Annotated in this window: 18 protein-coding genes and 3 tRNA genes; 16 read left to right on the forward strand and 5 right to left on the reverse strand. The window is 40.2% G+C overall.

Features of this window, described 5'->3' with window-relative positions:
• Positions 1 to 33: 33 nt before the first annotated feature.
• From N745_RS0105035 to N745_RS12245, 5 genes are all read left to right on the forward strand, one after another.
• Positions 34 to 108, forward strand: a tRNA-Gly gene (locus tag N745_RS0105035).
• A 4-nt stretch (positions 109 to 112) separates the two neighbouring features.
• A tRNA-Cys gene (locus N745_RS0105040) sits at positions 113 to 186 on the forward strand.
• A gap of 73 nt (positions 187 to 259) precedes the next feature.
• Positions 260 to 346 (forward strand) — tRNA-Leu (locus N745_RS0105045).
• A gap of 250 nt (positions 347 to 596) precedes the next feature.
• Complete coding sequence (locus N745_RS0105050) at positions 597 to 1,094, forward strand: nucleoside deaminase (RefSeq protein WP_024851045.1); 498 nt, start codon at positions 597 to 599, stop codon at positions 1,092 to 1,094.
• A 105-nt stretch (positions 1,095 to 1,199) separates the two neighbouring features.
• Positions 1,200 to 5,606, forward strand: a complete 4,407-nt coding sequence (locus tag N745_RS12245) for an EAL domain-containing protein (RefSeq protein WP_024851046.1) — start codon at positions 1,200 to 1,202, stop codon at positions 5,604 to 5,606.
• Between the two features lie 21 nt (positions 5,607 to 5,627).
• Here N745_RS12245 and N745_RS12500 read toward each other — a convergent pair whose 3' ends face one another.
• Positions 5,628 to 5,846 (reverse strand): (2Fe-2S)-binding protein, encoded by a 219-nt coding sequence (locus N745_RS12500; RefSeq protein WP_084657309.1) that lies wholly within the window; start codon positions 5,844 to 5,846, stop codon positions 5,628 to 5,630.
• A gap of 61 nt (positions 5,847 to 5,907) precedes the next feature.
• Here N745_RS12500 and N745_RS0105060 point away from each other — a divergent pair, with 61 nt between their 5' ends.
• Positions 5,908 to 6,981 (forward strand): sialidase family protein, encoded by a 1,074-nt coding sequence (locus N745_RS0105060; protein WP_024851047.1) that lies wholly within the window; start codon positions 5,908 to 5,910, stop codon positions 6,979 to 6,981.
• Positions 6,982 to 7,005: 24 nt separating this feature from the next.
• Here N745_RS0105060 and N745_RS0105065 read toward each other — a convergent pair whose 3' ends face one another.
• The gene (locus N745_RS0105065) at positions 7,006 to 8,034 is read right to left on the reverse strand and encodes an LPP20 family lipoprotein (protein WP_024851048.1); all 1,029 of its coding nucleotides are present in this window, start codon (positions 8,032 to 8,034) and stop codon (positions 7,006 to 7,008) included.
• Positions 8,031 to 9,083 (reverse strand): CsgG/HfaB family protein, encoded by a 1,053-nt coding sequence (locus N745_RS0105070; RefSeq protein ID WP_024851049.1) that lies wholly within the window; start codon positions 9,081 to 9,083, stop codon positions 8,031 to 8,033. Before N745_RS0105070 ends, N745_RS0105065 begins: the two co-directional genes overlap by 4 nt.
• A gap of 207 nt (positions 9,084 to 9,290) precedes the next feature.
• Here N745_RS0105070 and N745_RS0105075 point away from each other — a divergent pair, with 207 nt between their 5' ends.
• From N745_RS0105075 to minE, 4 genes are all read left to right on the forward strand, one after another.
• A complete protein-coding gene (locus N745_RS0105075) occupies positions 9,291 to 9,932 on the forward strand; it encodes a hypothetical protein (RefSeq protein ID WP_024851050.1) in 642 nt (213 codons plus the stop codon).
• Positions 9,933 to 10,139: 207 nt separating this feature from the next.
• Positions 10,140 to 10,844 carry a septum site-determining protein MinC gene (gene minC, locus N745_RS0105080; RefSeq protein ID WP_024851051.1) on the forward strand — a complete coding sequence of 235 codons (705 nt, stop codon included), beginning with the start codon at positions 10,140 to 10,142 and terminating at the stop codon, positions 10,842 to 10,844.
• A 118-nt stretch (positions 10,845 to 10,962) separates the two neighbouring features.
• On the forward strand, positions 10,963 to 11,775 hold the full coding sequence (gene minD / locus N745_RS0105085; RefSeq protein WP_024851052.1) for a septum site-determining protein MinD: 813 nt from the start codon (positions 10,963 to 10,965) through the stop codon (positions 11,773 to 11,775).
• Between the two features lie 2 nt (positions 11,776 to 11,777).
• Complete coding sequence (gene minE, locus N745_RS0105090; protein WP_024851053.1) at positions 11,778 to 12,032, forward strand: cell division topological specificity factor MinE; 255 nt, start codon at positions 11,778 to 11,780, stop codon at positions 12,030 to 12,032.
• 131 nt (positions 12,033 to 12,163) lie between these two features.
• Here minE and N745_RS11725 read toward each other — a convergent pair whose 3' ends face one another.
• Positions 12,164 to 13,006: a CsiV family protein gene (locus tag N745_RS11725; protein ID WP_024851054.1), complete on the reverse strand. Its 843-nt coding sequence runs from the start codon at positions 13,004 to 13,006 to the stop codon at positions 12,164 to 12,166.
• A 3-nt stretch (positions 13,007 to 13,009) separates the two neighbouring features.
• A complete protein-coding gene (gene mfd, locus N745_RS0105100; RefSeq protein ID WP_024851055.1) occupies positions 13,010 to 16,531 on the reverse strand; it encodes a transcription-repair coupling factor in 3,522 nt (1,173 codons plus the stop codon).
• A gap of 148 nt (positions 16,532 to 16,679) precedes the next feature.
• Here mfd and N745_RS0105105 point away from each other — a divergent pair, with 148 nt between their 5' ends.
• The 6 genes from N745_RS0105105 to N745_RS0105130 all read left to right on the forward strand — a co-directional run bounded on the left by N745_RS0105105 (position 16,680) and on the right by N745_RS0105130 (position 24,125).
• Complete coding sequence (locus N745_RS0105105; protein ID WP_024851056.1) at positions 16,680 to 17,903, forward strand: RND transporter family protein; 1,224 nt, start codon at positions 16,680 to 16,682, stop codon at positions 17,901 to 17,903.
• Between the two features lie 242 nt (positions 17,904 to 18,145).
• Positions 18,146 to 19,456 (forward strand): NAD(P)/FAD-dependent oxidoreductase, encoded by a 1,311-nt coding sequence (locus N745_RS0105110; protein ID WP_024851057.1) that lies wholly within the window; start codon positions 18,146 to 18,148, stop codon positions 19,454 to 19,456.
• A gap of 133 nt (positions 19,457 to 19,589) precedes the next feature.
• Complete coding sequence (locus tag N745_RS0105115; RefSeq protein ID WP_024851058.1) at positions 19,590 to 20,213, forward strand: trimeric intracellular cation channel family protein; 624 nt, start codon at positions 19,590 to 19,592, stop codon at positions 20,211 to 20,213.
• A 20-nt stretch (positions 20,214 to 20,233) separates the two neighbouring features.
• Positions 20,234 to 21,484 (forward strand): lipoprotein-releasing ABC transporter permease subunit, encoded by a 1,251-nt coding sequence (locus N745_RS0105120; RefSeq protein WP_024851059.1) that lies wholly within the window; start codon positions 20,234 to 20,236, stop codon positions 21,482 to 21,484.
• Positions 21,477 to 22,166: a lipoprotein-releasing ABC transporter ATP-binding protein LolD gene (gene lolD / locus N745_RS0105125; RefSeq protein WP_024851060.1), complete on the forward strand. Its 690-nt coding sequence runs from the start codon at positions 21,477 to 21,479 to the stop codon at positions 22,164 to 22,166. The genes N745_RS0105120 and lolD overlap by 8 nt, the downstream gene beginning before the upstream one ends.
• A gap of 9 nt (positions 22,167 to 22,175) precedes the next feature.
• On the forward strand, positions 22,176 to 24,125 hold the full coding sequence (locus N745_RS0105130) for an ABC-F family ATP-binding cassette domain-containing protein (RefSeq protein WP_024851061.1): 1,950 nt from the start codon (positions 22,176 to 22,178) through the stop codon (positions 24,123 to 24,125).

Genomic DNA, 24,125 nt, shown 5'->3' on the forward strand with positions numbered 1-24,125 from the left:
CTGACACATCCTATAATACGCCCACATTACGAAGCGGGAATAGCTCAGCGGTAGAGCACAACCTTGCCAAGGTTGGGGTCGCGAGTTCGATCCTCGTTTCCCGCTCCAAAACGGCGGAATGGCAGAATGGCTATGCAGCGGATTGCAAATCCGTGGACCTCGGTTCGACTCCGGGTTCCGCCTCCATTTTTTATAATCTTTTATAAAAATGCCAATCGTTATTCGTAATTAAATCCAACGCTTCGGCGACCCACCTAAAGCCCAGGTGGCGAAATTGGTAGACGCAAGGGACTTAAAATCCCTCGGTGGCAACACCGTGCCGGTTCGATTCCGGCCCTGGGCACCATTTATATTCTTTAACTTCCTTTATTATTGTTACAGTTTCTTTTCAAGATCTTGCTATTTGAGTATGAATTTTAGGTATTAGCATTTTTTGAATACTGTAATGTAGGCGCCTATACATTGATTACAGGAAAGCCTATAGTTGAATTCGATTGAAAAGTATTCGTGTTCATCTCAGTGCAATATATTGGGGTTGAAACAAAGAACTTCGATAGTTATCGTTAATCCAACTTAATAATCTTATGAGGTGGGCTATGTGTGAAAGTGGTCATACATTTAATTCTTTAGAAGAAGCCATGATGCGAAGAGCAATTCAGTTATCGGCTGAAAAAATGGCGTCTGGTTTTGGCGGTCCTTTTGGTGCTGTTGTCGTTAAGGATGGTGCGGTAATTTCTGAGGGATTTAACCAAGTTACATCTACTAATGACCCAACCGCACATGCGGAAGTGGATGCCATTCGAAAAGCCTGCCAGAAATTGGAAACATTCGATTTGTCAGGGTGTGAGATCTATACGAGCTGTGAACCTTGTCCGATGTGTTTAAGTGCCATTTATTGGGCAAGGTTGGATAAGATTTATTATGCAAATTCACGTAATGATGCAGCAGACATTGGGTTTGATGATGAAATGTTATACAGGGAAGTTCTCAAGCCTGTTGATCAAAGAATAATACCGACTTTAAGACTTTTGGCTGATGAAGCAATTAAACCATTTGAGGCTTGGAAAAATAAAGCCGATAAGGTTTCTTATTAAATTTTGGGAAGGTGTGTTGGCTGAGCTTGCAACAGCAATTTAATTACTTACTTTGATTCATTAAGTTGTAAACTGTATAGGACTTCGTGAATAAAGCAAAATACGATGCTAGTACAAAATAATTTCATAAAAAAGTACATCAAAAATAAATTTCAGCGTACCAATATTTGGTTTGTCTTCTTATTACTATTCCTAATGGTACCAATTTTGGCGGTTACGATTATTAAAAATCATGGCCCTAAAATGGAGATGCAAACGTTTAACAATCTCTCATCAATTGCCGAACTGAAGGCATATCAAATTCAAAGCTGGTTGAATGAGCAAGATAAAGTTGCTCATGTTGTTTCAAGCAATAAAGTTCTAATGGACAATGTCCAAAAACTATTAAATAAGCGCGGTAATGTTGCTTATAAAGACAATATCTCAGAATTATTGGGCGCGTTAAAAGAGTTTTATGGGTATGAATCTGTTGAGCTTATCTCTCCTGAGAGAGAAACTCTTGTTAGGCTGGGAAAATCTCATAATTTAAGCAACCCTGCATTAAAGTTGATGATTGAAAAAAGTGTTAAATATCATTCAGTGGAAAGAAGTGATATCGTTTTTCATAATGAATCTGCCTCCGATATAGCCGTTATTACACCTTTGAGCGATTCAGTAAACGGTGTTAAGCATGTCCTTGCACTTGTTGTGACTTACTCAAATCTCTCAGAACAAATATTTCCTTATATAAGAAGGTGGCCAACAACCAGCGCGTCCAGTGAAAGTATATTGGTTCGTGAAGTCGCGGGAAAAGTTGAATACTTCTCACCATTACGGTTTGGCAATGACTCAGCTCATCCATTGAATAATTATTCAGTTCGTAATAAAGACCTTGTTTCGGCAGTTGCTTTACGTAAAGGGACTATCGGTATAGTAACTGGCGTTGATTATCGTGGCGTGAAAGTAATGGCTTCCTATCGTCCCATCAAGGGAACGAAATGGATGGTAGTATCAAAAATCGATGCTACAGAAGCAGTTGCCTCGTTGCATGATCTCATTTTATTGATTAGTTTGGTTTCGCTGATCGCACTAGTGTTTATTGCGTTAGCATTTTGGATTGTGCTCAATAATCAAAAAGATCTTGATAGGTATCGACTGTTATCTGAAAGAACAGAAAGTGAAAGAGTTTTGCAGCAGTTCTATGAATTACCTTTTATTGGAATGGCTATTTTAAATTCTGATGCTTCTCATTGGGCTCGATTTAATGAACGGTTTAGGGTGATGCTTGGTTATTCAGAAGATGAGTTGAAAAATATGACATTTTTTGACCTTCTTCCGTACAGTGAGCAAGAGTTGTTCAAGCAACGTTTTGCCGATTTAGCATCACAACAGAAAGACGGTTTTACTCAAGAAACTCGCCTCGTCGGTTCAGATCAAGAGCTGGTTTATGTAATAGCAAGTATTCAATGTACAAGAAGAACAAGTGGTGATGTGAAACAGTATTTGTTGACTGTTCAAGATACTACAGAGTTGAAGCAGTTGGGCGAACGCTATATTGAATACCAAAACCATTTAAACCTTTTGATTAATACTATACCTGACCTTATTTGGTTAAAAGACGTAAATGGGATCTATTTAAGTTGTAACCCTAGATTTGAGTCACTATTTGGAGCAAAAGAAAAAGATATAGTCGGTAAAACTGATTATGACTTTGTGGATGTTGAAGTGGCGGATTTCTTTAGAGCACATGATGTTAATGCCATGGAGGCGGATGTGCCTACCGAAAATGAAGAGTGGTTAACGTTTGCTGAAAATGGATACAAAGGTTTGTTTTCCACCGTTAAAACACCGATGAAAGACAAAAGAGGAAATGTTATTGGTGTGTTAGGGGTTGCCCGTGATATTACCAAACGTAAAGAAGATCAGGCAAAACTTGAACGGTTGACCAAGATTTATTCAGCATTAAGTCAAACCAATGAAGCAATTATCCAATGCTCTTCTGAAGAAGAACTCTATAACAAAGTCTGCGAAATTACGGTCAAATATGCTGAGATGAAAATGGCATGGGTAGGGAGTTTAGACGAACAATCTGGCAAAGTTATTCCTATCGCTAGAGAAGGGGTAAACTCTGCTTACCTTCAAGGGTTGGAGATTTCAATAGATGAGGATAGTCCAACAGGTCAAGGTCCTACTGCAATAGCAATGCGTAGCAACTCTCCTTATTGGTGCCAGGATTTTCAAAAAGATCCCCATACGATGCACTGGCATGAACGTGCAAGTAAGTATGGATGGAGATCGTCTGCATCCATTCCCTTAGTTAAAAAGTCCAAAGTAGTTGGCGCCTTAAATATGTATTCTGATGTTGTAAATGCATTTGATACTGGTGTACAGAATCTTTTGTTGGAAATGGCTGCTGATATAAGTTTTGCACTTACGTCTTATGAAGCTGAACAAGTGCGTGAATCGATTGAATTTCAAAGAAAAGAAGCTTTGGAAAGATTGCAGAAAATAGCAGGGCGCTTACCAGGCATGATTTATCAGTTTCAACTGTTTCCAGATGGACGCAGCTGTTTTCCGTTTTCAAGTGAAGCTATGGAAAGTATTTATCACTTGAAGCCTGAAGAAGTTGTTGAAGATGCCAGAGCTATTTTTGATGTTGTTCATCCAGATGACTTAGAGATGGTCAACCTGAGCATACAGGAGTCGGCTGAAAATTTATCGCCTTGGAAGCAAGAGTTTAGGGTCGTTTTTGATGACAATGAGGTTAGGTGGTTATCTGCTAATGCTATTCCCCAGAGGGAAGATGACGGCTCTGTTTTGTGGTATGGGTTTACTACAGATATTACAGAAAGTAAAAAGACAGAAGAGCAAATACAGTTGGCATCAAAGGTGTTCGAACAAAGCCGTGAAGGTATTATGATTACGGATTCAGATTTAAATTTGTTAATGGTGAATGATGCTTTCACAGATATTACCGGTTATGAGCGTGAGGAAGTTCTAGGCAAGAGTCCATCACTTTTGTCATCCGGTAAGCACCCTAAAGAGTTTTATCTTCAGATGTGGGAACAAATTGAAAAAGAAGGGTATTGGCAGGGCGAAATCTGGAACCGTCATAAATCAGGAAAATTCTATCCCGAATGGCTATCTATTAGCCAAGGAAAAAATTCATTTGGCGAAGTTTCGCAATACATTGGAGTCTTTACCGATATTTCAAGGTTGAAAGAATCTGAGGAACAAATTCATCGCCTAGTTCATTTTGACTCACTGACAAGTTTAGCTAACAGAGAAACGCTTGTGAAGCGCTTGAAACAAAATATTACGTCTGCTGAGCAAAGCCATAATCAAGTAGCACTTTTATTTATCGATTTGGATCATTTTAAGAATATTAACGATACGCTTGGCCACTATGTTGGCGATCAACTATTGATGGAAGTGGGTCATCGTATTGCTGAACTTTTGAGTCCGGATTACCTTTTGGCAAGACAAGGTGGAGATGAATTTATTGTAGCGATGCCAAATGCTAATGAGAATGAAGTAGCGCATTTGGCTGAGAGTATTTTGAAGTCTGTATCTTCTGAAATGTTGTTGGAAAACTTGAATTTGCAGATTACACCGTCTATAGGGATTTCTATTTTTCCTCAGGATGGAACGGATGCGGATAGCTTGCTAAAAAATGCAGATACAGCTATGTATCAAGCTAAAAGGGATGGACGTAATACTTATCGTTTCTTTGCTGCTGAAATGCAAGAAAATGCTGCTCAGATTATGAGTGTGGAAAGTGCACTCAGAACAGCACTGGTTCGAAACGAGTTTGAACTTTATTATCAACCCCAAATCTCTGTTGAAACGAATACTGTTATTGGTGCAGAAGCATTAATTCGTTGGAACAATCCAGGCTTAGGTAGAGTGTCTCCGGCTGAATTTATCCCAATCGCAGAACAAAGTGGCCAAATCTTGGAAATTGGTAATTGGGTTCTTCAGACGGCAGTTGAGCAAATCAAAGAATGGAAAGATAAAGAACTACCGATTGTGAATATAGCGGTGAACTTGTCCGCAGCACAATTCCGTGATGAGTCTTTACCCAATCAAATCATTGAATTATTGAGTCAAAATAAAGTTGATCCATCTTATTTAACCGTCGAGTTAACTGAGACTCTGGCGATGTCTAACCCATATTCAGCGGTGCAAATCATGGATCAGTTAACTTCACACGGTATAAAAATTGCAATTGATGACTTTGGTACAGGTTATTCATCATTGAATTATTTGAAAAAATTCAAGGCAACTAAACTTAAGCTGGATCAGTCTTTTGTTCAAGATGTTGTAGATGATCTTGACGATAGATCAATTATAGAAGGGATGATCAGTTTGGCTAGAAGTCTTGGGCTTAAAACTATTGCTGAAGGTGTGGAAACTAAAGAGCAGCTTGCGTTCTTAACCGAAAAAGGCTGTGATGAAATTCAAGGCTTTTATTTTAGTAAACCTTTGCCTGCCGATGAGTTTGGACAGTTTATTTCCAACTATAAAAGCTAGTCAGTTTGGTCTGGTTGACCTTTAATCTGTTAAACACTCTATTAATCGGCAAACTTGGCGCTTGCAGCACCCATTGCCATCTGAGGCATAGGTTTGACTTCTAACCATTTCCAAAGTTGTTGCGCCCGATTCTATCGTCTCAAGGATTTTACGTTTAGAGACTTCATTGCATACACAAAGGTTCTCATCCAAATCTCGTTGTAAAATTTCAGGTAATTTATTTAATGTTTCAGGGTTCATTCAGATATTTTAACGTACACTTGAAACAATAATGAACAGAACATTTATGAGAACAGAGAATATGAGTGAAAACAAAAGAATTATGCATCCTGAGATTGAATTGACCTTTGCGTTGTCTCCGGTAACTAATGAGCCTGTATTCCTTCACCCCGCAATCAAACCTTTAAAGCATGAGCATAATGGCCTTTATGTACGAAACCAGTTTGGCCAGTTAGTGTGGTTACATGATAGAGAAGCTTATATCTCTGATGATAATGGCCAAACTTGGAAAACTTATTCTATTTTTCACCATGAAGGTTTTCGCGTAAATGATTGTCACTGTTTGGCTCTTTCTCACAGCAATACACTGGTCGTATCATTTATTTATGACAATTATTTCAATTGGCACAGGAAGTCGAATAAACCAACAAAAAACACGCATGCTCACCAATGGGTTATCCGTAGCTCTGATGGCGGTAAAACATGGACGGATCCCCAATTGATTCAAAAGGGTTATGCTGCTGAAACCATGAGCATGGTGTCGTTACCATCTGGCAGATTGGTATTTTCTACACAAAACTTGGATTATGATGCCGCACGTCATTACAGCCTGTCCTTTTATTCAGATGATGATGGCATAACTTGGCATGCAAGTAACAGGGTAGATATTGGTGGAAGAGGGCATCATGGAGGTTGTTTTGAAGGCTGTTTGCTGCCATTAAAAGATGGACGTTTATGGTTTTGTATTCGTACCAATCGAGATTGGTTTTGGAATGCCTATTCAGATGATGATGGCACCAGCTGGACGCAAATGGAAAAAGGTTTGCCTGCCAGTAGCTCTCCGGCAACGATAAAACGTTTGGCTAGTGGTCGTCTGTGTATGGTTTATAACCAATTATATCGAGAAGGTGAAAACACCATTGAACGAAGAGCAGGGCTCTTTTCAGAGGTAGCCGCATCTTGGCAGCGAGAAGAGTTGTCGATTCGTTTTTCTGAAGATGATGGCGTTAGTTGGGGAAAGCCAACCGTTATAGCCAGTTGTAAAGGAGCGTGGTTGGCATATCCATTTATGTTTGAGCCTGTTCCTGGCAAAATTTGGATTACGACAATTCAATCAGAATTACGTTTGTCATTGGACGAACTGGATTTTAGTTAAAACGGCAGTAGCCTTTTTTAAAGATTAAGGCGTTGGTTTTGTTGTTAACCCAAGCGATTCAGCTATAGATTTGTGACTCAGTTGTTGTTTAAAGTCGTTTTGCAAATTAATGCTAGCCTGATTTTGGTTTAACCCCTGACCTTTAAGCGTAAATTGATTACTGCCTTGCAGGTTATGGTTTTCGTAGAGTTCTACTGACGCTTGACTGCGAACAACCGTAAAACCATAAGCTTGTGTCGTTTTCTCAGTAGCATTTATTTTAATGATATCAGTAGCTGAACTCTCAGTATCAACTAAAGAAAAACCTGAAACGGTAATCATATGTTTCAATGCTAATTGAAGCTGCTGCGCAGTGTCGGATTGTGCTTTTATAAAAAACTTTGTATGCGTTTTTGCAGTGTTATATTTTTGATTAACGTCATTTAAGTAACTTTTATAAAGGGTTGTATTTTCACGCTTTTTTAGTGTTTGTAGGATTGCTAGTTTTCGTTTAAAAGAGGGGAGTTTGTTGTTTTCATTGCTATAAAACTGCCAAGTTAAATATCCCGTCTGATGTATCTTTAGAAAGCTTTTTTCAGAGCGTAAAAAGGTTTCAACTTGTTGTTCTAAGTTATTTCGAATAGCAAAAGCTAAAGCGTTTTTATCAGTTTTAACCAGCACATAAAATTGGTCATAACCAGTTTGTTCGGTTTTAACCACCTGATATTGGTTTAGGGTCGTGGTTTGCACTTCAGTTAAAATTTTCTGATCAGTAGTCTCTTCATCAAACGCATAAGCGCTGTTGGTGCTTTTGTGTTGCAATTGGAATTGAGAGCTGACTTCTACTCCTAACTTTGATGCCAAATCATTAAGAGCTGCTTGCACGGCTTTTTCTCGGGATTTTCCTGCTCCTGCGCCATATAAATCTAATGGCGTATCTTTGGGTGGCGTTAAATACCAAGCGGGTGGTTTGGTAATAGGTAGAGGCTTTGTTGGAGCCTGGCTACAAGATGCTAAGATTAAAACAGCTAGAAAAACAATAAGAGGGCGAATGCTTATGCTGAATATTTTCATGGTTGCTCGATTTGCTGCGTTGCTTTTTGGTGCTGTGCAATCACTTCTTTGATACGGTTCATAGCTTTATTAATTGCATCAACAGGTTCTTTTTGTAAATTGTCAGCAAGCGTATAGAGCTTTTTTGCTTCATCATAGTCGCCAGTTGCTTCCTTTACCACACCAAGGTTGTAGGCAGCGACATAAGATAGAGATTGTGTTTGGAAAACCAGTTGGCTAAAGAGTTGATCTGCTTTATCCATTCTATGTGCTTCAACAAAAGCAATGCCACCTTTTAAGAGCTGCTTTTCATTATCGTTATAGTTGATATCTGGATCATCTAGTAATTCGATATTTTTATATACGTAATGTGGAGCGAGTTTACTGACAAAGTCGGCAGCAATCTGGTTTGCCTGACGTTGCCAAACTGTCTCTGCAGATGGTAAAGATCTAGCTTGATCTACACAAGTAGACCAGTGACCCGCTGGTGTGTAGCTGTTGCTGTAAACCACGCTAGAGGTTTGAATGTCGATAATTTTGACATTGGCACTCATTGAAACTGTGCGTTTTCTACACGGTACTACGTAGGTTCTCATTTTGTCGCATTTCTTATCTAAGCATTCGTAGCGTTCAGCCAGGTAGCGTGAGTCTTGTGATGAGGTTGAAGTAACTTCTCCCGTTATGAAAGCTTGGGCACCAATTAATTCGCCTACCTTAACCACATCTTTTTCGTTAGTAAGCCCGGAGTATTGCAGTTTTTGTTCTTTAAGAATTTTATCGAAGTCCTGACGATTTAAAACAGTGAAATAAGCTTTATTCTCTAGGTTTTTTTGACTTAATTTGGTTTCAATTTTACCACCGAGGCCAACACTATCATTTTTAAAGGCATTAACGGCAACACGTTTATATTTAGCGGCTTGTTCTACTTGGGCGGGTTCTAAATATTGAATACGTGTTGTTGTCGCGCAACCACTTAATTCGGCAATGGCTAAAGTAGCAATAAAAAAAGAAAGTGCCTTAAGTTTAAGAGCGCATAAAAAGCAAGAATGAGGCTTTGTTTGAATTTTCATTTAAATTATAGGTTCAAGTGGTTACGAATTTTATGATTATTGTATGTGCAATATTAATAGAAAATGAAGGTGGCGTAAAACATCTAAACAAGAAAGTTCATATTCATTTAATCTTGTTTTTTAGTGTTAAATATAAACTATAGTAAAATTTCAGTTTATTATATTGATGTATAGCTAATATATAAGGACGCAAAAAAGGAAGGTTGCATGAGAAACAATATTGATACAGCACTCAGTACTTTAAAAAAACAAAGAAAAAATATCCTTAACCTTGCATTGTTTACAGCTGCGGTAAGCTTGGTAGGTTGTTCGAGTTCACCTTCTAAAACCGATATTGCTGAAGAGCAAGCAAAGGTAGAAAAAATTCAACAAGACGCAGCTCAAGAGCAAGCAGAGCATAGACAAGAGCTGATGGAACAAGAAATGAAAAATCTGCCAGGCTGGGTGTTGGACCCACCGAAAACAGATGGTTCAGGTTTCTATGGAGTGGGGATTGGTTCAGACCGTGATTTAGTGAATTCTATGAGAAAAGCTAAGTTACAAGCTTCTTATGAATTGGCCAAAACCATGAAGTCAGAGTTGTCCGGTGAAGACACCATGACAGGATCTGGTGAAGGTGAATATCGCTATGTTATCAATAACTTTGTCGATAAAGTGAACTTGTCAGGTGCACAGGTTGTGAAGCAAAAAGTTGAGCCGGTTAATGGCATGTACAAGTCTTATGTGTTGATGAAGTATCCATATAATGATTTTAATCAGGTATTAAAAGACTCTCAAGCAACTGAAGCGAACAAAAAAACGCTAGAAGATGCCTATCAACGTCTAATGAAGAAAATAGGTCGAGACTAAAAACGACTCATTTAAGTATCTGCGCCGGCTAGTGTTCTTTATGCTATTTGCCGGCGTTTTTGTTTTGACTCTATAGCCAGTCTCAAGTAAGATTCTCAGCAGTTTTAGTAAACAAATCTTAATAAACATATCCTCCAAAGGTTTTGCAAAATCGCGCAAAAAACCTTGGCTAACGGTAACGGGCATAAACCTGATTAAAACCCTAATATGAGTAAAATTATTGAGCTAAAAGGCTCCATCCTTTCTTTAACTGTTTTGCGAGTGTATTCGGCTGATATTGAGCAGACCAAAGCTGCTATCGCCGAAAAAATAGATCAAGCGCCTGACTTTTTTGTCGGTATCCCTGTGGTTATTGAGTTTAAAGTACCTCCTGAAGATCCGATGTTTTTGGCGCTTCTAGTCGAATTTTTACATCAAAAGCAACTCATTCCAACAGGCGTTCGTACTGACGATGAATCTGTACAAGAGCAGGCTTCTTATGCTGGTTTAGCGGTATTTCCTGAAGAAACGAAAAAGAAACGGAAGCAAGAACAAAAAGAAACCGAAACCACCTTGGAAAACGATACGCCACAGGCAACAACTGCTATGGTTGTGCAAGGTACGGTGCGCTCAGGGCAGCAAATTTATGCCAAAGGTCGTGACTTAATGGTGATGGGTTCTGTAAACCCTGGTGCTGAAGTCGTAGCAGATGGCCATGTGCATGTATTTGGTAAAGTGATGGGAAAAGTGTTTGCAGGTTCTTCCGGTATGACGGATGCGCGCATTTTTGCCAAACAACTAAATCCTGAACTGGTTTGTATTGCAGGCTTATATTTGTTAGCTGAAGATATGTCGGCAGAATACAAAAAAGGCTTTGTTGAAGTTGTTCTTGAGGATGATAAACTCGTCTTCAAAAGACCTCTGGATGAATAAATCTGGATGAATACTTTTTAATGATGAATGTGAATAAAATGACATTCATCATTGCACCCCTATTTTTATTTAACGCCTGAGTTTTTCAGGAAAATCTATAGACGATTAGGAGACAAGCGTGTCAAGAGTGATTGTTGTGACCTCCGGAAAGGGTGGGGTCGGTAAAACCACAACGAGTGCCAGTATTTCTACCGGTTTGGCTTTAAAAGGTTATAAGGTAGCTGTTATTGACTTTGATGTGGGGTTGCGTAACCTTGATTTGATTATGGGCTGTGAGCGTCGTGTCGTGTACGACTTTGTTAATGTTGTACAAGGCGAAGCAACCTTGAAACAGGCGTTAATTAAAGATAAACGTGTTGATAATTTATACATCTTAGCGGCATCTCAAACACGTGATAAAGATGCCTTAACGCAAGAAGGTGTTGGAAAAGTTATTGAAGAGTTAAAAGAAGATGGTTTCGATTTCATTATCTGTGATTCACCTGCGGGAATTGAAAAGGGTGCGCAACTGGCATTGTACTTTGCTGACGAAGCTATTGTCGTAACCAACCCTGAAGTGTCTTCAGTAAGAGATTCCGATAGAATTTTAGGTATTCTTCAAGCCAAATCTAAACGTGCTGAAGCAGGTGAGTCTGCAATTGTCGAACACTTGGTTTTGACACGTTACAACCCGGAACGTGTAGAGTCGGGTGAAATGCTTTCAGTTGAAGATGTTATCGATTTGCTAAGTGTTAAGCTTTTGGGGGTTGTTCCTGAATCAGAGCAAGTTTTGAATGCATCCAACTCTGGTATGCCAGTTATTATGGGTGAAAACTCAGATGCCGCGCAAGCATACACAGATATCGTTGATCGTTTCTTGGGCGAAGAAAAAGAGCATCGCTTCTTGACGGCTGAGAAAAAAGGATTGCTCAAAAAACTCTTTGGGAAATAACTATGGCATTATTAGATTACCTTCTTGGACAAAAGAAAAAGAAATCCGCTGGTGTTGCCAAAGATCGTTTACAGATTTTATTGGCGCATGAGCGTTCTGAACGCAATGCACCAGAATACTTACCAAAAATGCGTGAAGAGATTCTTCAGGTGATTGCCAAATACGTAAAAATTGACCAGGATCAGTTACAGATTTCCGTTGATGAAGCCAATGGTTATGAAGTACTAGAGTTAAACTTGGTTTTACCTGAAAAATAAAACATTTCATTGTAAAGGTAAGTTCTTTCAAGGACTTACCTTTATGTCTTTTCCTTGATTGAATCAATTGATGAGCTTTCAAGCTTCTAAGTAAGATACCCAGCCTGGCAGATTTTTATAATTTGATTATGTTATTGATTGGCGGGTAAATCAGTTGAATTTAAGTTGTCGTTATTCGTTCCTGTATCATTATTTGAATCTTCAGGCGTGCTTTCAGCAGGCAGTTCAGGTTCAATAATACCGCTGCCAGATGTAAAGTTTGGTAGGTATTTGATCTCAACTAAAGCGCCGAAAATAGGGTGATCCAAATAGTGGATTTGCCCCGTTTTGATTTTACGGGATTCTTTTAATTGAAAGCGCCAAAACTCAGGAAGCAAGTCTTCTTGCATATTTTGGTTTTTAGCAAAGTCTGGTCGAATCACCAACGGGATTTTACGCTCCAACTCTAGATTGGCTTCAATATGCGGGTAGCGAGATTTATAGAAGCGTAGAGTTCCTTCTAAGCGAGATTTATAGTCTTCATCCGGCAAGGCACTGATATAAATAGGTTTTGCATCTTTTTCTGGTAGCGCATCGACTACCCATGCTTGATGGAAAAGGATGTTATATCCCATTCGACGCGTCATTTTAGAGACTTCATCGTTTAAAAGAAAATACTCGGGCTTTATTCTTGGTGGTGAGATGGTGTCATCTTCACCAAAATCAAAAATAGGTAAGTTATCTCGCCAAAATTCTTCCGTCCAACCTTTCAATGCTAAGGTTTCAAAAACGACAATTTCGACTTCAAATTTAGGCGGAGCTTTATCGTCTGTTTGTGCAATGGATGGGCTTGCAAACGTCATAGCCAACGTTGCGAGTGAGAAAATGGATAGGGCTTGGACAGAGTTGAAGAAGGTCGACAGGAATCGGTTGTTCATCTTTGTTTCTGCATCCTTATGCGTGACATTGAAGGTTTGAATGTTTTGTTTTAGCAAAAATTAATTCGCCTTAATAGAGGCGATAATCAGCTCTATTGCTTGAATTCTTTGCACTGTTTCAGGCATTGTATCGAAATATTTCAATTCCGTTTGTCCTTTTAGCTGATAATTTTTTGGCTGTCTTTGAATTAATTGAATCAGCTTGAGCGGATCAATATTTGGTGAAGAACCAAACTGAATACGAATCACCGAATCATGTGCTTCAACTTTAACTAAATTGAGCGGTTCTACCAAAAGTTTAACTGAAGTGGCGGCAAATAAGTTTTTGACTTGGTCTGGCAATAGGCCAAAACGGTCAATCATTTCCACCTCAAGCTCACGCAGACTTTGTGTATCTTTTGCGCCAGCTATGCGTTTATAAAATACCAAACGAGTATGAATGTCTGGCAGGTAGTCTTCTGGTATTAAAGACGGCACACCAAGTTCAACTTCAGTGCCATGGTGTAGGCTGGTATCCAACTCTGGTTGTTTGCCGGATTTAAGGGCTCTTACGGCGCGATCAAGTAGTTCAGTATAAAGTCCGAAACCAATTTCCTGGATTTGACCGGATTGCCCATCACCAAGCAACTCACCGGCACCACGTATTTCAAGGTCGTGGCTTGCCAGCATGAAACCAGCGCCTAGCGTATCGTGCTTGGCAATGGCTGCAAGTCGCTTTTCAGCATCTTTGGTCATAAGAGATTTACCAGCGGTAAACAAGTAGGCATAGGCTTTATGGTGCGAGCGACCTACACGACCACGTAGCTGGTGCAATTGCGCTAAACCGAATTTATCAGCACGATGAATCAAAATCGTATTGGCCGTTGGAATGTCGATACCTGTTTCAATTATCGTAGTACACACCAAAATATTGAAGCGGCGGTGGTAGAAATCCTGCATGACATGCTCAAGCTCGCGCTCATTCATTTGACCGTGTGCAGAACGTACACTGGCTTCTGGCAGTAACGCTTGCATTTCTTCAACCATATGATCGATTTTCTCAACATTGTTGAAGAGTAGATAAATTTGACCGCCACGGCGAATCTCACGCAAACAAGCTTCTTTAACCACATCAGGGTTCCAGTCCTGTACAAATGTTTGTACTGCTAGGCGTTTTTCAGGTGCGGTGGCAATGATCGACAAGTCACGTAAATCGTTCATAGCCATATTTAAAGTACGAGGAATAGGGGTGGCCGTCATGGTCATAACGTCCACTTCGGTGCGCATTTTTTTGAGCTGTTCTTTTTGACGAACACCAAATCGATGCTCTTCATCAATAATGATTAAGCCCAAGTTATTAAATTTCATGTCATTTTGTATAAGCTTGTGCGTGCCAATGATAATGTCGACATCGCCATTTTTTACATTCTCAAGTATGCGCTGTGTGTCTTTTGCTGATTGAAAGCGTGACAGGCCTTCGATTTTAATTGGCCAATCAGCAAAGCGATTTTGAAAGTTTTCCAAATGCTGCTGTGAAAGTAGGGTAGTAGGAACCAAAATGGCAACTTGTTTTCCAGAGTAGGCAGCGATAAATGCGGCTCGCATAGCGACTTCGGTTTTACCAAAGCCTACATCACCACAAACCAAGCGATCCATCGGTCTTGGCGAGAGCATATCCGCCAGTACGGCTTCAATTGCCGCTTCTTGGTCTGGAGTCTCTTCAAATGGGAATCCAGCACAAAAACGCGCGTAGGCTTGCTCATCTGTTTCAAAGGCAAAGCCGGGTCTTGCTTCTCGTTGTGCATAAATATCGAGAAGCTCGGCGGCAACATCATGTACTTTTTCAGCCGCTTTTTTCTTAGCTTTTTTCCAGCGATCAGAGCCAATTTTATGCAAAGGCGCGTTTTCTGCGCTGGCGCCTGTGTAGCGGCTAATTAGGTGAAGTGATGTGACTGGCACGTAAAGTTTGGCTTCATCTGCGTATTCTATACAGAGCAGCTCATGGTCTTCACCTTGAATGTTCATGGTGATAAGACCTTGATAACGCCCAACACCATGGTCGATATGGACAATGGGATTGCCAATTTCCAGTTCAATCAGGTTAGAGATAGAGCTGTCGAAATCACTGTGTTTTTGTTTTCGTCGGCGTCTTTGAACGACTGTTTCACCAAAAATTTGTGCTTCGGAAATAATGCAGATGTCATTAATACCCGAAGTATCATTTTCGGTGATATAAAAGCTATCTTCCAGAGGTCCGACGACGATGGAGCATTGCGCGTTGCTATTGGCAAACTCTTGCCAGGAGTCAATAATGGTTGGCGATGGTAGCTTAAGATTCTTTTCTTTTTTTAATAAGGTAAGAAGCGTTTCTCGACGACCTGTTGATTCCGCGCAATAAAGTAAACGTGTTTGTTTAGTCGTTTGGCTATCAAAGATTCGATCAATAAATGCATTCAGTTTGGCCAAAGGATAGTCTGCATTGTTTTGAATGCTTAGATCCGGCATTGGCATGTTTGCCAAGCTAGCATTGGTTTTGTCAGAAACGGCTGTTTCAAAAGTAATACGGTGAAACTGCTTTAGTTTGCCAAGTGTGTCTGATTCATTGCTGATTAAAGTGGCTGGCGGTAAGACCGGGTAATCAGGGTTGTGTTGTGCAATTTGATAACGTTCTTGATAGTCGTTCCAAGTGGCTTGAATGCTTTCGCCAATATTACCACTATCAAAAAACAAACTGTCTTCGGGTAGATAGTCAAACAGAGTTGCTAAAGTCTCGTGAAACAAAGGAAGGTAGTATTCGAGGCCATCCATCGTTTGTTGTTCGCTGACGGCTTTATAAAGCATCGCGTGACGCGCATCTTCACCAAATTGGTTGCGGAAGTTTTGGCGGAATAGATGAATACCGGATTCGCTTAAATCATATTCCTTCGCGGGTAAAAGTTCGATTTGTTCAATCGTTTCTAATGTACGCTGATTTTCAGGATCAAAACTACGGATAGATTCAATCTCGTCATCAAACAGATCCAGCCTGAAAGGGGTTTTGCTCCCCATAGGGAAAACATCTATCAGTGAACCACGTACTGCAAACTCACCCGGTTCGACCACTTGATTAACACGTTGATAACCACCTGTTTCAAGTTGTTGATTAAAGGCTTCTACATTAACAGTGTCTTGCGTCTTGAGAAAAAAAGTGTATTTATCAATAAATTGGTGTGGAACCACTTTTTGTAACAGTGTAGAAACAGGTAGAATGAGCAAGCCTTGTGTAACACTTGGCAGTTGATGCAGTGTTTTTAAACGCTGAGATATGATGTCTTGATGAGGTGAAAACTGGTCGTAAGGAAGTGTTTCCCAGTCCGGAAAATTAAGGATTGGAAAATCATCACCGGCAAAAAAGGTTACCGCTTCTTCAAGGCTATTGGCTTCTCGCGTGCTGGCGGTTAAAAAAACTGCCAGGCTGGGGGTAGTCTTGATTTTCTCACTAAGCGCCCAAGCAGTTTCTGCAAGGTTAGAAACTTGCCAATAAGAGCGCTGTCCTTTTAAAGGAAGGTTAATTAGCGCATTAAGGGATAGGCTTGGTGTTTTTTTAGAAGCGTTTTTGGACATCAATAATCTAAGGTTTGTTTATCAAATCATAAAAACGCTGTATTTTAGCAGATGCAGAAATGAAATAAGATGATGAATCTTGCAAAATCAGCTTTGCACTCAATATGAAGTGAAGGCGTTATAACAAAAAAATGATAAAAGGATATGCATGAGATCGCAATGGGCCTATAGCTGGGTTATGAGGTTGTCGCACGCCAAGCGAGCAGCACTGTTTTTCTTAACATGTATTTCAATGATTAATCTGGTTGGACTGTTGTGGGTCAAGCTACCGGAAATGACATTGGGGCTGGTCAGTCTAGTTTTAATATCTCTTGTGGGTATGAAGTTATTGGATTCCGTTAAGTCTGGTATCTTACTGTTGGGTTTTAGTTTGTATGTCGTGTTGATGACGCTTGGGCTATTAGGCTGGGTTGGTGTTGAGCCCGACAATGCGTCAGTGTTAGCTTGGGTGGTTGTGATGACAATGATGATGAGTCATCTCATTCATTTTATGGCCGCTTTGTTAAGAGCCATGGCTAGAGGAAGTTTTCAACATGATGCGATTGCCGAAACCTTAACGCAGACGCATCAACCGATTCTATTATCATCCGTCACAACGGTTATCGGTTTTGCCGTTGCTGCATTTTTCAATGCTGAGTATAGCAATATGGCTTTAATAGTTGGCGTGGGTGTGTTGTTTTCATATTTGGTTGTGCTGATTTGGTTACCGTGGGTGTTATTGAATTGGCTGCTGGAATTTCGCGTGGGTCAATATGAAGACCGTCATGGCTTAGTGCATATTTCAAGCTTTTTGGATAGCAATCCATTGGTAAGACGCTTGCTGGCTTTAGCTACATTGGTTTTAATTGTTTGGGCATTGGTGCAACTCTTTACGCAGTTTGAAGCTATGGAGGCGGTTTTAACCATGGTTTTAGCTAGTTTTGTTTTGTTGCTGTTGGTATGGCAAAACTTTCGAGTAGCGTTAGTAGCTACTCTGATTGGTTGCTTGTCCGTCATTGTAATTATGTCTCCTATGCATTGGTTGCATGCTATTTCCGGTTTTTCAGCTTTAGTGTTGGTGGTGCCAATGGGGATAGTATTAGATGATGTCGTGCATTTTTTCTCACGCTACCTTAAAGCAGAGCAATCATTTTTTTCTAAACGTGAAGATAAAATCCGTTTTGCGCTCGCAAGCGTAGGGCGCTCAATTTGGCTAACCAGTCAGTTATTAATCGTTGGTTTATTGGTGTTGCTGTTTAGCGATAATGACTGGGTGCGTCAGGCAAGTTTGATGACCATCTTATCTATTTTGTTGGTTTCTTTTTTGTTACTAACTGTTATGCCTGCTATAGCCTCATCTAAAGCGGATTTGGGGCAAAAAAATAAGTCATAAAAGATAGTGATTGGGTATAAGTAAAATTATATATGCCGCCATTAAATATGACTATTTCCTAATATAATGAAATTTAATTTCTATTTTGAAACCTTATGCTCCATGATAAGTCACACTTATTTAGTCATTTATACTTAAGTGGCTGTTCAAGACGCTTAGTTTCTGCAATGCGATCGAGGTTGATGCTTTCCAGAAGCGAGTAAATCATAATAAAAAACATGAGTTAAGAGGATGTAATCGATATGGCAACTATCGTTGTAGTCGGATCAAGTACCGGTGGATTACCAATGGCTTACGATATTCGTAAGACATTAGGCAAAGAGCATACAATCAAAGTCGTGAATGCGGTTGATGAATTTTCGTTCGTACCTTCAAACCCATGGGTTGCTGTAGGTTGGCGTAAAGCTGAAGATATTTCATTCAAGCTTGAACCACATTTAGTACGTAAGGGTATTGAGTTTTACCATCAGACGGTAACTAAACTGGATCCTGATGCGAAAAAGTTGACACTAAGTGATGATTCAGAAATGGATTACGATTACCTAGTCTTGGCAACTGGTCCAAGTTTGGCATTTGATGAAGTCGAAGGTTTTGGTCCTAAGTCGCACGGTGGTAATACGGTTTCTGTTTGTACAACACCTCACTCAGTTGAAGCGTTTGATGAGTGGGAAGAGTTCTGTAAGAAACCTGGTCCTATCGTTGTAGGTGCTGTTCAGGGCGCTTCTTGTTTTGGTCCTGCGTACGAGTTTGCCATGATTATGGAAACGGAATTGCGTAAGCGTAAGATCCGTAATCAAGTGCCGATTACATTTGTTACAGCTGAACCTTATATTGGTCATTTAGGGCTTGGTGGTGTTGGTGATTCTAAAGGTTTGCTAGAGTCTGAAATGCGTAACCGTCATATCAATTGGATTTGTAACGCTAAGGTTACCAAAATCGAAGACGGAAAAATGTATGTTGACGAGCACAACAATCGTGGTGACGTAATCGATCAACACGAGTTGCCATTTGGTTACTCTATGATGCTTCCTGCATTTAAAGGGTCTAAGTTCCTAGTTGACTTGGTTCAACCAGAAAATATGGGTGGTCCTTTGGTAAACCCTAGAGGTTTTGTTAAGGTTGATCAGTTAAGCCGTAACCCAACTTATCATAATATTTATGCATTGGGTGTAGGGATTGCAATCCCTCCAGTTGATGGGTCTTGCCCAGTACCTTGCGGTACACCAAAAACGGGTCTGATGATTGAGTCAATGGTTACAGCGATTTGTCATAACATCGAAGATGAATTGTCAGGTAAGGAACCTTCTTCTGAACCAACTTGGAATACAGTTTGTTTGGCAGATATGGGTGACACTGGAGCAGCGTTTGTAGCACTACCTCAGATTCCACCTCGTAACCTAACCTGGGCTAAGAAAGGTAAGTGGGTTCACTTGGCAAAAATTGCGTTTGAGAAATACTTCATCCGTAATATGAAGTCTGGTAATTCTGAGCCAATTTACCAAAAATATATTATGAAAATGCTTGGTATTAACCGTCTGAAAGCGGATAAATAAGTCGTTATCATAATGTAAGCAAAGCGCCCTCTTAATGAGGGCGTTTTTGTTTGTACTTTTCAGATGCTTTTATAAAGACAAAATTCAATATTTAGAAAGTTTCTAAGTATTGTTTTCTCTTATAATAGCCGCCATGACAATATTGCAATCTCTTTATTATCTTGATCTGTTTGGGACGGTCGTTTTTGCCGTTACTGGACTATTAGCTGCAAGTGGAAAGCAACTGGACTTGTTCGGAGCGCTTTTTATCGCACTGGTTACTGCCGTAGGGGGTGGGACTTTTAGAGATTTATTGCTGGGCCAACCCGTATTTTGGGTTCAGCATAATATCTATATTTATCTTGTGCTTGCAACAACCTTGTTTGTCTATTTCTATTCAAAACGCTTCCGTTTACCCATTCCGTTTTTACTTTATCTTGATGCACTTGGTTTAGCGGTGTTTACCGTTTTGGGGGCTCAAAAAAGTTTGTCACTAGGGTTTTCAGTGCCAATCGTTGTAATGACGGCGGTAATGACAGGTGTGCTAGGTGGTGTGATTCGTGATGTTTTGGTGGGAGAGGTTCCGTTGATCTTCCGTAAAGAAATTTACGCGACAGCTTCATTTCTAGGTGCTATTCTCTACGTCATTGGGCATCACTTACCTATATCGACGGATTTGCTGATCGTTATTTCAGTAGGATTCATTTTTATATACCGAGTTTGGGCAGTTCGGTACAACCAGAGTTTGCCTGCATTTGATGCTGAAACACGCAGTTAACCCGGAAGAGCCATAAAATTATGTTTAAACAACCTTTTGAACTACTGTTAGGGTTTCGTTATACCAAAGCCAAACGAAGAAACGGCTTTATTTCTTTCATTTCCTTATCATCTATTATTGGCCTCACGTTAGGTGTTTTTGCTTTGATTACCGTATTGTCGGTTATGAATGGTTTTCAACAAGAGCTACGAGATCGTATTTTGGGCATGACGTCGCACATGACGCTGTCTGAGCAGTATGAACGCTTAGGTGACTGGCAGGGACTTTATGATAAAGTCATTCATTTAGATCACGTTAAAGGTGCGGCACCTAATGTCATGGGGCAGGGAATGCTTGCTCATGGTGACAAGGTAAAAGCAACTATTGTTAGAGGTATCGCGCCAAAGTATGAACCTCAAGTGGCCGACATTGATTCTAAAATGAAATTTGGCAAAATTGCGGATTTGAAGTCAAAAGGCTACGGCATTATTTTGGGTTCTGAATTGGCAAATGGCTTAGGTGTATCGGTTGGCGACAAAGTGACTATGGTTGCACCAGAAGGAACAGTTTCGCCAATGGGGGTTATACCTCGTGTTAAACGCTTTACTGTTGTGGGCATATTTGAAGCAGGTATGTATGAATATGACAATGGCTTAGCATTGGTGAATATCACCGATGCACAAAGAGTTTTCAAAATGCACAATAAGGTTTCAGGCTTGCAATTAAAGCTTGATGACATGTTTAAAACGAGCATAGTACGTAAAGAGATAAGCCAGCATGTAGATAGAGTGCTTTATGTTCGTGATTGGACACAAGAGCATGCAAACTTCTTTAAAGCCATTCAAATGGAAAAACGTATGGTCTTTATTTTCTTAACGCTGATCATTATGGTGGCTGCGTTTAATATTGTTTCAACCATGGTAATGGTGGTAACGGATAAGGAAAAAGACATTGCTGTTTTACGGACTATTGGCGCAAGTCCTGGCAGTATCCAATCTATTTTTATTATTCAAGGGTTAATTATTGGTACGGTCGGCTCTGTTGTCGGAGCTATTTTAGGCGTAATCACTTCTTTAAACATTGGAACAATCGTGCCGTTTATAGAAAACCTATTTGGCTTTAAGTTCTTCCCGGCAGATATTTATTATATTAGTGAGATTCCATCCGATCTGCATTGGTCAGATGTTTGGACAGTGTCAATTATTGCGTTTGTTATGACCTTACTGGCAACACTTTACCCTGCAAGAAGAGCGTCCAAAACACAACCAGCGGAGGCTTTGCGTTATGAGTAAGTTAATTTTAGAAGCGCAAGACCTGCATAAAACCTATAAAGATGGAAAGCTAAAAACGCCTGTTATAAATGGTGTTGATTTCCAGTTGTATCCCGATGAAACCGTCGCGATTATCGGTAGTTCAGGGTCTGGTAAAAGTACGCTGCTTCATTTGCTGGGTGGGTTGGATACGCCGACACAAGGTCGAGTAAGTTTAATGGGGCAGGATTTTTCCGGCCTTTCAACGGTTAAACGCGGTAATTTAAGAAATCTTCATATGGGATTTATTTATCAGTTTCATTTTTTATTGCCAGAATTAACGGCAATAGAGAATGTGATGTTACCGCTTCGAGTTCGTCGAGAAGCACCTAAGGTTGCAGAAAAACATGCTGCGGAGCTTTTGGATAGAGTTGGCTTGTCACACCGTTCACATCACAAGCCATCTGAGTTATCAGGAGGAGAACGCCAAAGGGTTGCTATTGCTCGTGCATTGATTACAAAGCCCGCTTGCGTATTGGCTGATGAACCTACTGGAAATTTGGATGAGGGTTCTGCAAACCAGGTGTTTGATTTGATGTTGGAGTTAAACCGTGAAATGCATACTTCCATTGTGATGGTGACCCACGATTTAAGGCTAGCTTCACGCATGGATCGTCAAATGCATATTTCAGATGGAATATTTGTTGATACGCCAGCGTTATAATTCTCAGTTATGTTAAGTATCCAATCTATTGATTTGATGGCCGGTAAGCAGTTATTGCTTCAAGGTGCGTCATTAACAATCCACCCAGGGCAAAAGATTGGTTTAATCGGGCAGAACGGCGCAGGTAAATCGACCTTATTAAAGGCCATTTTGGGAGAGGTGTCGTTGGATGCTGGCAGTATTAATATGCCGCAAAGTTGGTTAATAGGTTGTGTTCAACAAGAGTTGGCAACAACAGATGTGAGCGCACTCGACTTTGTCGTTTCTGGCGACGAACTTTTTGCAGAAGTACAACGAGATATAATGCAAGCTGAAAAAGATAATCAGCAAGCTCGTTTGGTTGCGGCCTATGATCGGTTAGACCATATCTCTGGTTATTTAGTTCCTCAGAAAGCCAAGCAGCTGCTATTTGGCTTGGGATTTGAAGAAGATGCTTTTACAAAATCTTTATCACAATTTTCGGGTGGTTGGCAGGTTAGACTGAAGTTAGCCAGAGCTTTGATGCAGCGCTCGGATCTTTTGTTGTTGGATGAGCCGACAAACCATCTGGATATTGAAGCAGTATCCTGGCTGGTGCAATGGCTAAAAAGTTATGAGGGCGCCGTTATTGTTATTTCTCATGACCGTTTTTTTCTTGACGAAGTTGTGTCTGGCATTGCGCAAATTGAACAGCAGAAAATACACTTTTTTACGGGTAATTTTGAATCGTTTGAGCGGCAAAAAAATGCTCAGCTAATGCAACAACAAGCGCTGCATGAAACGCAGAAGCTAAAAATGCAGCAGCTTAAGTCCTTCATTTCTCGTTTCAAAGCCAAGGCTTCAAAAGCGAAGCAGGCACAAAGCAGAGTGAAGGCGTTAGAAAGAATGGAAGAGGTTGCCGCTGTACAGGCAATGAACCCTTTTAAATTCACGCTTTTTCAACCAGTGCATTTACCTGATCCGATGCTGAGAGTTGAATCTCTTGATTTCGGCTATGACAAACCGATTATTGAAAATGCCAGTCTAGTCCTAAGAGCCGGCGATAGAATAGGTTTAGTCGGTGTGAATGGTTCTGGGAAGTCCACGCTCCTAAAGCTTCTTATTCATGACCTATCTCCTCAGAAAGGCAAGGTCATACATGCTAAAGGCCTAAAAATAGGTTATTTTGCCCAGCATCAGCTTGAATCCTTAACGTTAGATTGGTCACCTTTAAACCACCTTGTTCAATTAGATAAGACTATTCAAGAAAATGACGGTGTACCGATTACTGATCAAGAAGCGAGAAGTTTTCTTGGGCGCTTTGGTTTTACTAATGAAAAAGCTCTTGAGACAGTTAAGCATTTTTCAGGTGGCGAAAAAGCCCGATTATCTTTAGCTTTAATGGTGTTTCAAAAGCCAAACTTGATTGTACTGGATGAGCCAACCAACCATTTGGATATGGAAACGCGTGATGCCTTGGATATGGCGTTACAAGAATTTAGTGGTGCGCTTATTTTAGTAACGCATGATCGTCATTTACTTTCTAGTATTGCTGATCAATATTGGTGGGTGCATGCCGGCCAAGTAGAAGCGTATTTTGGTTCCCTTGATGAGTATCTGAATCAAAGATTGCAGTGGATTAAAACTCAAAAAGCAGATGAACAAGAATCTAAGCTGGGTGATCAAGGTAATACAAAAAAAGAAAAACGTCAGGCAGGGGCACAGATTAGAAAACGCATTCAACAAGCCACTCGCACACAATCCAGTCGACTTAAGCAAGTTGAAAAGCTACTTGAACAGACTCAAACAGAAATACAGCAGTTGCATCTACAGCTTGAAGATAGCGCTTTGTATCAAACTGAAAACTCGGACAAATTGACGGAAATTCTAAAGAAAGAAGCGGAAGGTAAAAGGTTGCTAGAAAGTTTAGAAGAAGAGTGGTTGATGCTTGAAGAAGAAATTGCGGTAATTACGGAACAGTTATCAGAAGAAGATAGTTGA

The sequence above is a fragment of the Hydrogenovibrio kuenenii DSM 12350 genome (genome assembly GCF_000526715.1).
In the GTDB taxonomy this organism is placed as follows: domain Bacteria; phylum Pseudomonadota; class Gammaproteobacteria; order Thiomicrospirales; family Thiomicrospiraceae; genus Hydrogenovibrio; species Hydrogenovibrio kuenenii.

Coding starts and splice junctions, on each gene's coding strand:
- minC (WP_024851051.1), top strand. CDS start 10,140: ATGAGTAAAATTATTGAGCTAAAAGGCTCCATCCTTTCTTTAACTGTT.
- N745_RS0105060 (WP_024851047.1), top strand. CDS start 5,908: ATGAGTGAAAACAAAAGAATTATGCATCCTGAGATTGAATTGACCTTT.
- N745_RS0105115 (WP_024851058.1), top strand. CDS start 19,590: ATGACAATATTGCAATCTCTTTATTATCTTGATCTGTTTGGGACGGTC.
- N745_RS0105070 (WP_024851049.1), bottom strand. CDS start 9,083: ATGAAAATTCAAACAAAGCCTCATTCTTGCTTTTTATGCGCTCTTAAA.
- lolD (WP_024851060.1), top strand. CDS start 21,477: ATGAGTAAGTTAATTTTAGAAGCGCAAGACCTGCATAAAACCTATAAA.
- N745_RS0105075 (WP_024851050.1), top strand. CDS start 9,291: ATGAGAAACAATATTGATACAGCACTCAGTACTTTAAAAAAACAAAGA.
- N745_RS0105050 (WP_024851045.1), top strand. CDS start 597: ATGTGTGAAAGTGGTCATACATTTAATTCTTTAGAAGAAGCCATGATG.
- N745_RS0105110 (WP_024851057.1), top strand. CDS start 18,146: ATGGCAACTATCGTTGTAGTCGGATCAAGTACCGGTGGATTACCAATG.
- N745_RS12500 (WP_084657309.1), bottom strand. CDS start 5,846: ATGAACCCTGAAACATTAAATAAATTACCTGAAATTTTACAACGAGAT.
- N745_RS0105065 (WP_024851048.1), bottom strand. CDS start 8,034: ATGAAAATATTCAGCATAAGCATTCGCCCTCTTATTGTTTTTCTAGCT.
- minE (WP_024851053.1), top strand. CDS start 11,778: ATGGCATTATTAGATTACCTTCTTGGACAAAAGAAAAAGAAATCCGCT.
- N745_RS12245 (WP_024851046.1), top strand. CDS start 1,200: ATGCTAGTACAAAATAATTTCATAAAAAAGTACATCAAAAATAAATTT.
- N745_RS0105105 (WP_024851056.1), top strand. CDS start 16,680: ATGAGATCGCAATGGGCCTATAGCTGGGTTATGAGGTTGTCGCACGCC.
- N745_RS0105120 (WP_024851059.1), top strand. CDS start 20,234: ATGTTTAAACAACCTTTTGAACTACTGTTAGGGTTTCGTTATACCAAA.
- mfd (WP_024851055.1), bottom strand. CDS start 16,531: ATGTCCAAAAACGCTTCTAAAAAAACACCAAGCCTATCCCTTAATGCG.
- N745_RS0105130 (WP_024851061.1), top strand. CDS start 22,176: ATGTTAAGTATCCAATCTATTGATTTGATGGCCGGTAAGCAGTTATTG.